This window comes from Brevundimonas sp. Root1423, assembly GCF_001426805.1.
The window spans coordinates 40,698-54,357 of record NZ_LMFL01000001.1 but is presented as its reverse complement, the minus strand read 5'-3'; the positions used below and the strand labels follow the sequence as shown (position 1 = coordinate 54,357).

The following is a 13,660-nucleotide window of genomic DNA, read 5'->3' as shown; positions in this document are numbered from 1 at the left end:
CGGCGAACTCTACTGCGCCGGGGACCGCCGGCCTAGGGTTGCTTCTCGACGTTCAGGGCATAGGCGCCGGTCTGCCCCTGCTGGAAGGTGCCGGCCCGGACCTCATAGGTCCCGTCCGCCGGCGCGGTCCATTCCAGCTTGGAGTGGGTGTCCGACAGACTGTCGTCGTCCGACGCCAGCGCCTCGAACACGCCATCCTTGTCGCTGCCGACGACCACGAAGCTGTCGACCTCGTTCGAGACCATGGTGATCAGCAGCTTCTCGTCCTTCTTCAGGGCGACCCGGTAGGCGTCGTAGAAGCTGTTGTCCTCGGCCGTGGCGTCCGCCTCGGTCAAGGTCCCGCGCGCCGTCGAACCGACCAGCAAACTGCCCGGCACCGGCTGCGGCCCCCGGTCGACCAGCTCCAGCGAATACAGGCCCTTGCCCGCCGCCGCGAACGGAAGGGCGCGCAACAGATAGTTACCGTCCTCGGGCAGGGTGTAGCTGAGCCGCGAGTCGGTGCCCTCGCCCAGTCCGTCATCGTCGTAGGCCAGAACGTCAAACTCGCCCCCGGGCCGGCCGATCTGGATCAGGGTGTCGAAATCGCCGGATCGCATGATCCCGTGAATCCGCTGCCCCGCCTTTCCGGTAAGGGCGTAGGTATCGAACCCGCGGTCCTCGCTGTCCGTAGGGTCGCCCTCGCCGATCTCGCCCTGCAGGGTTTCGCCGAAGGCCAGGGCCTGCGGCGGCTTCTCGGGCTCGATCTCGCTGATGGTCAGCTCATAGCCGCCGGTTTCATCCGAGAAGGCGCGCGCCTCGACGATGTAGGCGCCGGTGCGCGGCAGGGTGAAGGTCAGGCGCGAATTGGTGCCCTCGGCCGCGCCGTCGTCGTCCTCGGCCAGGCTAAGGCGGTTGTCGTCGAACAGCTGCAGATAGGTGTCGAAGTCCGGCGAGCTCATGTCGATCCGGACGCGCTGCCCTTCGCGGCCCGAGAACCGGTAGGCGTCGGCGGCCCGTCCGGCCTCGCTCTTGCCGTCGGCGGCCGTCAGTTCGCCCTCGACGGTGGCGCCGATCTCGATCGCCTGCGTCGGCGCGGGTTCCGGTCCCTCAGCCACGGCCAGGGTGTAGCCGCCCTCGCCCGCATTGTTCAGCGCCGTCGCCCGGATGACGTATTCGCCGGCCTCGGGCGCGGTGAAGACCAGCCGGGAGTTCAGGCCCGTATCCGGGCCGTCATCGTTCATGGCCAGTTCGTTGAAGACCCCATTCTCCATCCGGCCGACGCGCACCACGGGGTCGAAGGCATCGGACGTCAGGTCGATGGCGAGCCGCTCGCCGGCCCGGGCGCGCACGACGAAGGCGTCATAGTTCCCGCCGGCGTCGGTTTCGGGATCGTTGGACGTCAGCTGACCGCGCTGGCTCTGCCCCGACCGGATGCGACCCGGACGCGGCGCAGGCCGGGCCTGCGGACGCTCGGTCAGGCTCAGCGTGTAGGCGCCGCCTTCCAGCCCCGACAGCGTCCGGGCCCTCAGCACATAGACGCCGTCCTGGGTCGTCGTGAACCGCAGCCGCGAATCGGTGCCCTCGCCCAGCCCGTCGTCGTCGCTGAAGAGCGGCGCCGCAGCCTGATCCGGACCGTAGACCTCGAGATAGGTATCGAACGCGGCCGAGCGCATCACGGCCTCAAGCCGCTGACCGGCGCGGGCGCTGACGGTATAGCTGTCGTACCGGAAGGCGTCCTCGGGACCGGTTTCATCGCCATCGGCGATCGCGCCCCTGACGGAGCCGCCTGTCGCCAGCGGTGTCTGCGCCAGAGCAGGAGCCGCGATCGACAGCGCCAGCGCGCTGACAGCGGTCATGATGGTGAAACGGCGCATGGAATCCCCCGGTTGCGGCGTCCCGATCATAGACGCCGAACCGCGCCCTCTGTAAATCGCGGCGAGCACGACTCTTCCCCGACAACCGGAGCCCAGATCCATGACGGTCGACCCCGCACCCGCGACCCTCATCGACGGCAAGGCCTTCGCCGCCGGTCTGGTCGACCGCGTGGCGGCTGCTTCCGCCCGGCTGGGGCACGCTCATGGCGTCGTCCCGGGGTTGGCTGTCGTGATTGTCGGCGAGGACCCGGCCAGCCAGATCTATGTCCGCAACAAGGGCGAGACGACCCTGCGCGCCGGAATGCGGTCCGACACCCACCGCCTGTCGGATACGACGACGCAAGCGGAACTGCTGTCCCTGATCGCCGCCCTGAACGCCGACGCGGGCATCCACGGCATTCTCGTTCAACTGCCCCTGCCCGCCCACATCGATTCCAGCGCCGTGCTGGGCGCGATCGATCCGGACAAGGACGTGGACGGTTTTCACGTCGTCAACGCCGGGCGGCTGGCCGTCGGACTGCCCGGGCTGGTGCCCTGCACGCCTCTGGGATGTCTGATGCTGCTGAAGGCCGAGCTGGGCGACCTGTCGGGGCTGAACGCCGTGATCGTCGGCCGGTCCAACATCGTCGGCAAGCCGATGGCGCAGTTGCTGCTGGCCGAGAGCTGCACGGTCACCATCGCCCATTCGCGCACCCGCGACCTGCCGGCCCTGTGCCGCACCGCCGATATCCTCGTCGCCGCCGTAGGCCGGGCCGAGATGGTGCGCGGCGAGTGGATCAAGCCCGGCGCGACGGTCATCGACGTCGGCATCAACCGCGTGCCGTCCCGCGATCCGGTCAAGGCGGCCGAGGGCAAGACGCGGGTCGTCGGCGACGTCGCCCAGGACGAAGCCCGCGCGGTCGCCGGACGGATCACCCCCGTGCCCGGCGGCGTCGGCCCCATGACCATCGCCTGCCTTCTGGCCAACACCTATACGGCCGCCTGCCGGGCCGCGGGCGTCACGCCGGAACCGCTGGACGCTTGAACCGCTGACGCTCAACCCCGATAGTCGGGATCTGGTCTGTCAGGAGATATCCATGATCCGGTTTTCGCCCCGCGTTTCGGCCCTCGCCGCTGTCGTGGTCCTGACGCCCGCTGTCGCGGGCTGCGGCATCAACGCCATCCCAACCAAGGAAGAAGCCGCCAAGGCGCGCTGGGCCGACGTCCAGTCGCAGTACCAGCGCCGCTCGGACCTCGTTCCCAATCTGGTCGCCACCGTCCAGGGCGCGGCGATCGCCGAGCGCACCACCCTGACCCAGGTGATCCAGGCCCGCGCCGCGGCCACGGGCGTCACCGTCACGCCCGACACCCTGAGCGATCCGGCCGCCTTCCAGCGCTATCAGGCCGCACAGGGCCAGCTGTCGCAGGCGCTGTCCCGCCTGCTGCTGGTCGTGGAACGCTATCCCGACATCAAGTCGAACCAGAATTTCATCGCCCTGCAGTCGCAGCTTGAAGGCACCGAGAACCGCATCGCCGTCTCGCGCCGCGACTACAACGAGGCCGTCCGCGACTACAACACCAGCCTGCGCACCTTCCCGACGGTGATCTGGGCCAAGACCATCCATGGCGGGTCGGAGCCGATGCAGCTGTTCACGGCGACCGAGGCCGCCCAGTCCGCGCCGACCGTGAACTTCGACGCCCTGAACCCGGCCGCACAGCCCGGCGGCGGCGCGCCGGCCGTCGCCCCCGGCGCAGCACCGCCCGCAGCGCCGACGGCCCAGTGAGCCGCATCCTTCCGGCGCTATCGATCAGCCGGGCCGCCGCCTTCCTGACGGTCCTGCTGGCCGCCGTCTGGCTGATCGCCGCCCCGGCGTTCGCCCAGACGGGCCCGACCTTTCCGCCGCTCAACGGCCGGGTCATCGACCACGGCGACCTGATCTCCGACGCAAAGGAGCAGGCCTTGGCCGCCAAGCTGGAGGCGCTCGAGCGCGACACCACTGATCAGGTGGTGGTCGTCACCGTGCCGGACCTGCAGGGCTATGAGATCGAGGACTACGGCTATCAGCTCGGCCGGGCGTGGGGCATCGGCCAGGCCGGCAAGAACAACGGTGTGCTGCTGATCATCGCGCCGAACGAACGCAAGGTGCGGATCGAGGTCGGCTATGGCCTCGAGGGAGTCCTGACCGACGCCCTCTCGTCCGTGATCATCCAGAACGACATCCTGCCCTCGTTCAAGGAGGGCTTCTACGAGCGCGGCATCGAACAGGGCGTTGACGCCATCGACCGCCAGCTGCGGCTTGACCCGGCCGAGGCGCAGGCCCGGGCCGCGGCGGCCGAGCGGCCGAAATCCTCGCCGCCCATCGGCGTCGCCGTCGTCATCGCCATGATCTTCATTATGCTGATGCTGCGGATGATCGGCGGCGGCGGACGAGGACGACGGCGGCCGAGCGGGCTGGGTCCGGTGATGATCTGGGCCGCGTCGGAAGCCATGCGCAACAGCGGCCGCGGCGGAGGCGGCGGCTTCGGAGGCGGGGGCGGCGGTTTTGGCGGCGGCGGAGGCAGTTTCGGCGGCGGGGGAGCCTCGGGCGGATGGTGATCAAACTGACTCCCGATGTGCACGAGCGCGTCGCCGCGGCGATCCGGGACGCGGAAACCCGCACTTCGGGCGAAATCTTCTGCGTCATGGCGCGCCGCGTCTCGTCCTACCGTGACATCTCGCTTGGCTGGGCGGCGGCGGCGTCCCTGCTCCTGCCGCTGGGCCTGATCCCGTTCGGCTTCGAGGCCGCATGGATCCCGGGCCTGGGCGCCAGCTGGGAAGCCGCCCACCTCGCCGCCCGCGACGTGACGGTGGGTCAGGCGCTTGGAGCCTACGCCCTGATCCAGGCGACGGTCTTCCTGATCGTCTTCCTGCTGACCTCAATTCCCGCCGTATCGCGGATCGTCACGCCGCGCAGCATCCGGCAGGCGCGCGTCCGCAAGGCCGCGATGCAGCAGTTTCTCGCTCACGGACTGCATGTCACCGAAGCGCGGACCGGAGTGCTGATCTTCGCCGCCCTCGGCGATCATCAGGTCGAGGTGGTGGCGGACGAAGGCATTCACAGCAAGGTCGACCAGGCCGTGTGGGCCGACGCCGTCGAGGTGCTGGCCAAGGGCTTGCGGCGCGGCGACCCCGCCGGCGGCTTCGTCGACGCGGTCGCGCTCTGCGGCGCCGTGCTGGCCCGGCATTTCCCGCCCGCCCCGCGCAACCCCAATGAGGTCGAGGACAAGCTGGTCGTGATCTGACCCAAATGCGCGCCGCCGCGTTGGTGTCGCATTCACTGTGGTATTGGCTGCCCTCCATCCGACGGACCTGTTCCAGACTTCATGCCCCGCCTGTTGACCTACAATGTGCACCGCTGCGTGGGCGTCGACCGCAAGCTCGACGTGAGCCGGGTCGCCGCCGTTATCGCCGAGCACGAGCCCGACATCGTCTGCCTTCAGGAACTGGACGTGGGCCGCCGTCGCACCGGCTTCGTTGATCAGGCGCAGTCCATCGCCGACCAGTTGGCCATGACCTTCCACTTCCACGCCGCCATGCGCGTGGAGGCCGAACAGTACGGCGACGCCATCCTGACCGCCCGTCCCGAGCGGCTGATCAAGTCAGGGCCTCTGCCCTCGATCCGCGGTGTTCCGGGCCTTGAGCCGCGCGGCGCGCTGTGGGCGGCCATCGACTTCGACGGGGTCAATCTGAACGTGATCAACACCCATCTGGGACTGGTCCCGCGCGAGCAGCGGCTGCAGGCGGCGGCGCTGACGGGCCCCGACTGGCTCGGCCATCCGGACTGCACCGGCCCTACCCTGCTGACCGGGGACTTCAACGCCACCTCCGTCACCCGCCCCTATCAGGCGCTGGCGGCGAAGCTGGCGGATTGCCAGCGCAGTCTGGGCCTGCGGCCGTCGGTGAAGACCTTCCCGTCCAGCTTCCCCGCCATCCGTATCGACCATTGCTTCACCAGCCCCGAGATTCTGGTGACCGCCGTGTCAGCGCCGTTTTCCCCGCTGGCCCGGATGGCGTCGGATCACCTGCCGCTGATCATCGACTTCGAGATCAGGACGTAGGCGCCGGCAGGGTCCGGTGCGAGCGGGAGCGGCGCTTCCAGGGACGGAAGGCGTCCCGGGTCGAGGTCGGGTCGCCCAGCTGGAACTCCGCGATGATCCGTTCCGCACGCGACGGAGGTTCGGCGCCCAGCGTGTGCATCCGCCCATTGTCGAACTTGTGGATGGCCTCGCCCACCGAGCTCGAAACGGCTTCGGCGGCCGCGAACTCTGATCCCGCGATACCGATCCAGTGCCCGATGGTCCGATGACGGAACGCCCGGATCGCTTCGCGGCCGGCCTGATCGCGAGGCTCCGCCGCCACGTCGCATTCGGTGTCGAAGCCGAAGGAGCGGTTGTTCAGATTGGTCGAACCCACGCGCAGGACGGCGTCGTCATAGATCGAGACCTTGGCGTGGACGATGATCCGCTCGCCCCCCTTGGTGTAGGGCGTGAACGCGAAGAAGCGGTTGTGGCGGTCTGCCTGCTCCAGCCGGAAGAGGATCTCCGACCGCGCCGTATCCATGGTCATGCGGTCGAACCAGCTTGGGCTGCTGCCGGTAGAGACCAGAATGATCTCCGGGCCATCCTCCTCCGCCAGCCGCTCTGCGAGAGCGGCGGCGATGACGGGCGAGGTGAAATACTGGTTCTCGAAATAGATCAGCTTCTTCGCGCCGCGGATGGCGTCGAGGTGAAGCGCCTCGTTTTCGCGAACCTCGCTCCGTCCGCCCGTAGCGGGCTCGGTACGCGCGATGGCCACCGGAACGTCGCGCATAACCGGTTCAACCCCGTCGGGCCAGGGGTCGCTGTCGACTTGGTCCGGCACGGTCCGTTCCCACGTCGAGCGGAACCAGCGCTCACGCGCCAGATCGCCAAGCGCCCGGGCGGCGGCGCCGTCCATGACGGTCATCACCTCGTGGCGCGGCGACGGGATTTCTCCCGACGGCTGGCAACGCCGCGGGTCGCCGTCGATATGTTCTTCCGAATCCCAGCGGTCGGTCGAGATGTCCCCGCCGCCGCAGAAGGCCACGGCGTCGTCGATGATCACCGCCTTCTGATGATGGCAGGCGCCGAACGCGCCGGGCTTGTCGAGCCGGAACTCGACCATCCGCTTGCGGAACCAGCCCTGCGCCTTGTGCGGATAGAAGCCCTGCGATGCCGCGATCAGAAGGGGCGACTTCCAGATCAGCAGCCGCACGTCCAGGTCGGGGTTCGACTTCACCAGCATGCGCAGCTGATGGCCGATCTGGGCCTGATGATCGTTGTGGGCGCTCTCGGGATCCAGCCGGGTGCGCGGGTCGAACTGCCAGCCGAGGATGACAATCGACCGTTGCGCCTTGGCCAGCGCCGAGCGCAGGGCCTCGAAATAGGCCGCGTTCTCCATCAGCACCGCGAAACGGTCAGCCGTCTCCACCCGCCAGCAGTTAGAGCCGGGTTTCAGCAGGCTTTGGCTGTGTTTGACGCTCAAATCAGTCATGGCGTTGGTTTGGCCCATTCGCGTAGCGGGCGCCGTACGCCTCAAGCTTTACAGGACGCGCGCCGGCCCTTTCCGTTCCACTCTGTAGCGCAGATGGTCAATGGTGACGCTTTGTTCATGCGCTCGCGGATTGTCCGAACGCCGTTTTAAGCGCATAAGTCGGACTGCAGTCGGGACAGGGAGATCGGCGATGCAGGCGCTGATCGAATTCATTGCGGGGTTCGTCGCCATTCTGGCCGCTGCGGCGCTGTCGCAGTTCGGGTTGAATCTCGACCCGCCGCAAAAGTCCGAGCGCGAAATCCACCGGGTGCGCGATTGCGACAACGCCGCTGCATCGGCCGTGGTCTTCGCGGCTTCTTCCGAGCGCAAACAGGACTGCTGATCCGCCGCGTGTGGACGGACGCGGGATTCCTTCCGCCTCGCCTTTGCGCGCCGCGATTGACTCGTTAGGGTCGCATCGTCCTCTCGCGCGTCGGTCGCCGACGCCGCTCCGTGACGAGATCGCCGCACCATGAAACCACCCCGCCAACGGCCCCCGCTGAACCTGACCGAACCGGACCCCGAGGTCGGTGCGGCCGACTCCGGTCCGGAGATGGTTCAGTCGACGCCCGAGCCGGCGCCCGAGCGGCCGATGTCCGAACGCCGTCGGCGCCGGATGGCCGAAGATCAGCGCCGAGCTGAGGAACGCGCCGCCGCCGAAGCCGCCCGCGCCGTATCCGCCGCCGACCTGGCCGGCGCCGAACTGGGCGTCTCCGCTGAGGCGCCGCCCGTCGCCTATGACCCGCCGCCCTTGCCCGCCCCGGCCCGCCGCTCCCAGGTCGCCGCGCCTTCCGGTCGCCATGCCTATGTCGTCGCCGGGGTCGCCTCGGCCCTGTGGATCGGCGGAGTCGCGGCCTGGTTTATGTACGAATTCGGCGCCGGCGCCGTCGAACTGGAGCCCCTGCGGCTCGCCGTCTACGCCCTGATCGCCTTGGCCCCGGCCGGTATGGCGATCATGCTCGCCCACGCAGTCCGCCAGGGCGCCGGTCTCGCCGCCGAGACGCGTCGCGCCCGTGAATTGTCCGAGGCACTGATCGCCCCGACCGCGCTCGCGGCGCAGCAGACCGGAGAGGTTCTGCAGTCCCTGCGCCACGACATAGACCAGGCGTCGCTGGCCGCCGAACGCGCCCGCACCGACATGGCCCTGCTGCGGGAGGCCCTGTCGCAGGAAACCACCCGCCTGAACGAGGCCGCGGAAACCGCCGGCCGCACCGCGCGTCGGCTGGCCGAGGAACTGGGCGGCGAACGCACCCAGATGGCGGCGCTTGGCGCGCAACTGGATACGCAGGCGTCCGGCGTGCTGGACGCCGTTGAGCGCCAGTCCCGCATGGTCGTCGACGCATCCGATCTGGCCCAGACCCAGCTGCGCGAGGCCGAGGCCGCCCTTGCCGCCCGCGCCGCCGATCTGGCCGCCGCCGCCGGCGAGGCCCAGGACGCCGCCCGCGTCGCCGCCGACGATCTGGCCCGCCAGACCCTGAGGCTCGAGAACGCCGGCTCGGGCGTCGCCGAACAGATCCAGTCGGTTGAGGAAGGCCTCGGCCAACAGCGCGCGGCCCTCGTCACCGCCGCCTACGCCCTGCGCACCGATCAGGAAGACTTCTCCGCCCAGGTTGAGAGCCAGCGGGCCCAGCTGACGGAACAGCTGTCGGCCAGTCGCTCGGCCGCCGGTGAACTGGGCGACACCTCGACCCGCACGGCCGAGACGATCCGCGACCTTGTCGAGGCCGCGACCGACCAGTTCCGCGCCCTCGTGGAAATGTCACATCGCGAGGCTGACGGGTTCGACGCTGCCACCAAGCTGGCCCTCGACCGGTTCGAGGCCCTCGCCGCCGAGGCTCGCGACGCCTTGGTGGAGGAAACCCGGCTGGCGCTGTCGGCGCTGCAGGCCACGGCCGAGGAGTCCCGCGCTGCAGCCGCCGACGCGGCGGAACAGGCCCGGATGCGCGCCGATCGTCTGGGGGAAACCCTGTTCGAGGCCGCCCAGAAAGCCGATCAGGCCGCAGACGCGCGCGTCGACAGCGCGCGGAAGATTATCGTCGAGACCGGCGGGCTGGTCGACGAGGCCGGCGAGCGCGCCCTCGAGCGTCTGGAAACCACGCTGGAGCGGATGAACATCGCCCTGACCCGGATCGACGAGACGATCGGCGATCTGGACGAACGCGCCGCCCGCCTGCCCGAGGAAGCGCAGAAGCGGGTCGACGCCGTCCGAACCTCCGTCGAGGAGGGCCTGGCCGCCCTGTCCGCCGCTTCTCAGAAGGCAGCGGCCGACACAGAGGCGCTGGACTCCGGCTTCCAGGAGCGGGTGCGCCGCAACTACGACATGCTGACCGAAGCGGTCCGGCTGATGGGCGTGGTGTCAGGCGATACGCCCGCCATCCGCCGCCGCGAACCTGCGCCGGCCGTGTCGCCCCCGCCGGAACCGGAGGCGCCGCGCGAACGTCCCGCCAAGGCCGATGAACCGCGCGGCTTCGGCCTGCGGGGCCGGCTGAAGCTGGAGCCCATGCCCGGCTCGACGCCGCCCGCCACACCCGCCGCCGACCGTCTGGGCTGGAGCGATCTGGTCGATGACGGGCCGGGCGAGGCCCCGCTGGATCTCGATACACCGATCATGCCGGGCGCCGACATCGAGGGACTGGAACAGCGCGTCATTGCCGCGATCCGGCGCATGGGCGTCGATCCCAACGCCCTCCTGCCCCGCTCCCGTATCGAGGAAGCCGCACAGGCCGTGGCCGACCGCGATCCGGACCGGGCGCGCCAGATCGTCAGGCGCGTCGCCCCGGCCGCGGTTCGCAGCGTGTCCCGCCGGGTCCTGACCGATCCCGACCTGCGAGCGGACGCCGAAGCCTATGTACGCGCCGTCGCCCGGGATCTGGCGGCGCGAGCGGGCGCGGGCGACGCCTCCGGCATTCAGGGCCGACTGACGTCCGACGGCGGTCGCGCCTTCATGCTGCTGGACGCCGCCATCGGCGATCTCGCCTGAGGCGGGTTTCCGGCTTGACGGACACGCGGGAAGAGCCGCACGGTCCGGCAGGCTGTCATATATCCGTCACCTAAGTAGGAGCCATGCCCGACATCGCTGCAGAAACGCCGCCGGATCATCGCCCTGCGATCGTGATCTGCGCGTGGGATTCCGGGGAAAAGGGCTGGGACCCGGTCGAGGATCTGTCGGGCGTGCCGTGGAGCCCCGCCGGCGCGCGGACCGTCCCGGTTCCGGGCGGCGAACCCGCGGCTCTGGCGCAGACCCTTGCCGCACACCTCGGCGACCAGCGCTGCCGTGCCCTGCTGCTGGTCGGACGCACGCGTCGCAGCGCGAATTTTCGATTGCAGATTCGGGCCGAAAACCGCTCGCTCGACGGCGTGCATCGCCTGACCAGCGTCGGCCCCGCCATCGCCCGGGCCACGGCCCCTGCGGCCGACATCGTCAGGGCTTTGAACGAGGCGGGCCTTCCGGTCGACACCAGTTCGGACGCAGAGGACGATGCGGGCAGCTATCTGCTGTACCGCGTGCTGTCCGACCTCCCCGAGGGACTGGATACGCCCGCCGTGGGCCTGCTGCGCGCCCCGGAAAACATGTCCGACGCCGATGTCCAGCGGGCGGTGAAGACCGCCGCCGAAGCCATGGCGCGTCACCTTTCGCCGTTGCCGCGCTCCCGCGCCAGCTGACGCCTGAGTGGCAGCGCCGCCAGCAGACCCGCCGCCGCCATCGCCGCCATCGCCCAGTAGCCGCCCGCGCCATAGCGGTCGTACAGCGTACCCGACGCCGCCGTGGCCAGGCCGATCAGCACGCCGGCCGACAGCACGGAGCTGAGCATCTGCCCCGCCGTCTGGCTGTCGCCCGGCGCGAGCCGTTCGACGATCTGGATCCCGGCCAGGAAGGTGGCGGCGAATGTCAGGGCGTGCAGACCCTGCAGCGGCCACAGCATCCATAGCGGCGGCTCGAGCGCCATGACGCTCCAGCGCAGGACAGCCGCCGCCGCGCCGACCACCAGCATTATCCATGGCCCGACGCCCGCGCGACGACGCCAGGGTTCAAACAGCCACATCAGGGCGATCTCGGCCACGACCCCGAAAGCCCAGAGCTGGCCCGTCACCGCCTCGCTGATCCCCTCCGCCTTCCAGAGGATGGCGGAGAAGCCGTATTGATAGGCATGCGCCGCCTGCACCGCCCCGATGGCGAAGATGGCGGTCATGAAGGTCGGATCCCTGACCAGCCGGCCAAGACCCCTGAACCGCTCCCGGCCCCGCAGGGGCTCGCCGTCAGCGACCGGCTCGGCCGGCAGGGCGAGGATCGCGACCACGGCGAGACCAAGCGAGGCGACCACCAGCCAGACGATGATCGCATCGGCGGGAGTGGTCAGCAGGAGGGCGCCCATGACCATATTGGCCGCGACGAAAGCCGCCGAACCGAATGCGCGCGGCAGGGCGAAGGTATAGCCATGCCGCCCCGACAGACGCAGGTTCAGGACGTCGGTCAGGGGCACCAGAACCCCCATCGCGGTCGCGCCCACGAACCAGCACGCGGCCCATGCGACATAGCCGTCGACCAGTCCGGCCGCGCCATATCCCAACGTCATGACCACGCCCATCAGCGCGATGGGCGTGCGTCGAAGTTTGAATCCGTCAGCCCATACAGCCAGCAGCGGCCCGGTGATGATTCGGGCCAGCATGGGGATGGCCAGCAGGGTCCCGATCTGCGCGCCGCTCAACCCACGCGAGCTTAGCCATAAGCCTGCAAACGGAAGGCTCACCCCGGTGGCGCCGAAGAGCAACACATACTGCAAAGCCAGGCGCTGGGCGGCGTTCATATGTCGGGGAATAGCAGACGGGCTGGATTCTGTCGGCTAGCGTTCCGGTCATGAGCGTGACGCGTAGTCTGGCGGTCTTCGCCGCCCTGAACGGAGCCCTCGCGGTCGCGATCGGCGCCTTCGCGGCGCATGGCGCGGGTCCCCAGATCAAGAGCCTTCTGACCACCGGCGGTCACTACCAGATGGTCCACGCCCTGCTGGCCCTGATCTGCGCCATCTGGCCGGCTCGTACGCGCCTTGTAACCCTCGCAGGGTGGCTGGCCGCGACGGGTGGACTGGTGTTCTGCCTCGCCCTGTCGGCCGTGGCCCTGCTCAGCCTGCCGGTCATGGGAGCCGTCGCCCCGATAGGCGGCGTGCTGATGATCTCGGCTTGGCTTTTACTCGCCGTTACCGCATTGCGGTCACAAACCGTCACCGCCTGACCGGCGCGAACAAGAGACCGATTACCGTATGGCCTTCCCCGCGCCCGCAACGACCCGCCGTGAGCTGTTCCCGGAGATCGAGCCCTACGCCACCGGCTTCATGCCGACCGGCGGGGTGCATGAGATCTACTATGAGGAATGCGGCAATCCCCAGGGCATCCCCGTCGTCGTCCTGCACGGCGGCCCCGGCGGTGCGGTCAATCCGGGCATGCGGCGCTATTTCGACCCCGCCAGATACCGCATCGTCCTGTTCGACCAGCGCGGCTGTGGCCGCAGCCGGCCCAATGCTTCCCTTGAAGAGAACACGACCTGGACGCTGATCGAGGACATCGAGCGCCTGCGTGAGCTGCTGGGCATCGACAAATGGGTGGTGTTCGGCGGCAGCTGGGGTTCGACCCTGTCGCTGGCCTACGCCATCACCCACCCCGAGCGGGCCCGGGCCCTGCTGCTGCGCGGCATCTTCCTGCTGACCAAGCCCGAGTTGCACTGGTTCTATCAGGACGGCGCGTCGAACATCTTCCCGGACGCCTGGGAGCGGTTCCTCGCGCCCATTCCCGAGGACGAGCGGCACGACCTGATGGGCGCCTACTACAAACGCCTGACCGGCGAGGACAAGGCCGAGCGCGAACGCTGCGCCATCGCCTGGTCCAGCTGGGAAGGCGAGACGGTCAGCGTCGAAGGCCCTGACGCCCGGCCCGAGAAGTTCGCCGAACCCGATTTCGCCGTCGCCTTCGCCCGCATCGAATGCTGGTATTTCGTCAACGGCGGCTTCTTCCCCGAGGAAGGCTGGCTGCTGAAGAACATCAGCCGCATCAGGCACATCCCCTGCTGGATCGCCCAAGGACGGTTTGATGTGGTGACGCCGATCACCAGCGCCTGGGCCCTGCACCGCGCCTGGCCCGAAGCGAAGCTGGACATCGTCAAGGACGCCGGCCACGCCTCGACCGAGCCCGGCATTATCGACAGCCTGGTGCGCGCCACGGACTGGGCGGCGGGGCTTTAAGGCCCTCC

Annotated in this window: 13 protein-coding genes; 10 read left to right on the top strand and 3 right to left on the bottom strand. The window is 69.3% G+C overall.

Translation table 11 applies throughout. The features are described 5' to 3' along the window. Positions 1 to 32 precede the first annotated feature (32 nt). Complete coding sequence (locus ASD25_RS00265) at positions 33 to 1,853, bottom strand: PPC domain-containing protein (RefSeq protein WP_056613806.1); 1,821 nt, start codon at positions 1,851 to 1,853, stop codon at positions 33 to 35. 100 nt (positions 1,854 to 1,953) lie between these two features. Here ASD25_RS00265 and ASD25_RS00260 point away from each other — a divergent pair, with 100 nt between their 5' ends. The 5 genes from ASD25_RS00260 to ASD25_RS00240 all read left to right on the top strand — a co-directional run bounded on the left by ASD25_RS00260 (position 1,954) and on the right by ASD25_RS00240 (position 5,930). Next, positions 1,954 to 2,877 (top strand): bifunctional methylenetetrahydrofolate dehydrogenase/methenyltetrahydrofolate cyclohydrolase, encoded by a 924-nt coding sequence (locus ASD25_RS00260; protein WP_056613804.1) that lies wholly within the window; start codon positions 1,954 to 1,956, stop codon positions 2,875 to 2,877. Between the two features lie 52 nt (positions 2,878 to 2,929). Then, a complete protein-coding gene (locus ASD25_RS00255; RefSeq protein WP_056613801.1) occupies positions 2,930 to 3,616 on the top strand; it encodes a LemA family protein in 687 nt (228 codons plus the stop codon). A 5-nt stretch (positions 3,617 to 3,621) separates the two neighbouring features. After that, complete coding sequence (locus ASD25_RS00250) at positions 3,622 to 4,428, top strand: YgcG family protein (protein WP_235562558.1); 807 nt, start codon at positions 3,622 to 3,624, stop codon at positions 4,426 to 4,428. Next, positions 4,422 to 5,114 (top strand): TPM domain-containing protein, encoded by a 693-nt coding sequence (locus ASD25_RS00245; RefSeq protein ID WP_056613798.1) that lies wholly within the window; start codon positions 4,422 to 4,424, stop codon positions 5,112 to 5,114. The genes ASD25_RS00250 and ASD25_RS00245 overlap by 7 nt, the downstream gene beginning before the upstream one ends. A gap of 81 nt (positions 5,115 to 5,195) precedes the next feature. Next, positions 5,196 to 5,930, top strand: coding sequence for an endonuclease/exonuclease/phosphatase family protein (locus tag ASD25_RS00240; protein ID WP_056613796.1), 735 nt, complete (start codon positions 5,196 to 5,198; stop codon positions 5,928 to 5,930). Here the strand turns inward: ASD25_RS00240 and ASD25_RS00235 are convergent. Then, positions 5,920 to 7,383 carry a phospholipase D-like domain-containing protein gene (locus tag ASD25_RS00235; RefSeq protein WP_056614767.1) on the bottom strand — a complete coding sequence of 488 codons (1,464 nt, stop codon included), beginning with the start codon at positions 7,381 to 7,383 and terminating at the stop codon, positions 5,920 to 5,922. The two genes, ASD25_RS00240 and ASD25_RS00235, sit on opposite strands and share 11 nt — an antisense overlap. A 190-nt stretch (positions 7,384 to 7,573) precedes the next feature. Between ASD25_RS00235 and ASD25_RS00230 the strand changes: the two genes are divergently transcribed. From ASD25_RS00230 to ASD25_RS00220, 3 genes are all read left to right on the top strand, one after another. Then, positions 7,574 to 7,765 carry a hypothetical protein gene (locus tag ASD25_RS00230; RefSeq protein ID WP_056613794.1) on the top strand — a complete coding sequence of 64 codons (192 nt, stop codon included), beginning with the start codon at positions 7,574 to 7,576 and terminating at the stop codon, positions 7,763 to 7,765. Between the two features lie 129 nt (positions 7,766 to 7,894). Beyond that, positions 7,895 to 10,402, top strand: coding sequence for a hypothetical protein (locus ASD25_RS00225; protein WP_056613791.1), 2,508 nt, complete (start codon positions 7,895 to 7,897; stop codon positions 10,400 to 10,402). 83 nt (positions 10,403 to 10,485) lie between these two features. Further along, positions 10,486 to 11,085, top strand: coding sequence for a hypothetical protein (locus tag ASD25_RS00220; RefSeq protein WP_056613787.1), 600 nt, complete (start codon positions 10,486 to 10,488; stop codon positions 11,083 to 11,085). Here the strand turns inward: ASD25_RS00220 and ASD25_RS00215 are convergent. After that, complete coding sequence (locus tag ASD25_RS00215) at positions 11,049 to 12,227, bottom strand: MFS transporter (RefSeq protein WP_056613784.1); 1,179 nt, start codon at positions 12,225 to 12,227, stop codon at positions 11,049 to 11,051. The genes ASD25_RS00220 and ASD25_RS00215 overlap by 37 nt on opposite strands. Before the next feature lie 50 nt (positions 12,228 to 12,277). Here ASD25_RS00215 and ASD25_RS00210 point away from each other — a divergent pair, with 50 nt between their 5' ends. Both ASD25_RS00210 and pip read left to right on the top strand, forming a co-directional pair. Next, positions 12,278 to 12,649: a DUF423 domain-containing protein gene (locus tag ASD25_RS00210; protein WP_056613782.1), complete on the top strand. Its 372-nt coding sequence runs from the start codon at positions 12,278 to 12,280 to the stop codon at positions 12,647 to 12,649. Positions 12,650 to 12,677: 28 nt separating this feature from the next. Continuing rightward, positions 12,678 to 13,652 (top strand): prolyl aminopeptidase, encoded by a 975-nt coding sequence (gene pip, locus ASD25_RS00205; RefSeq protein WP_056613779.1) that lies wholly within the window; start codon positions 12,678 to 12,680, stop codon positions 13,650 to 13,652. Positions 13,653 to 13,660: the final 8 nt, after the last annotated feature.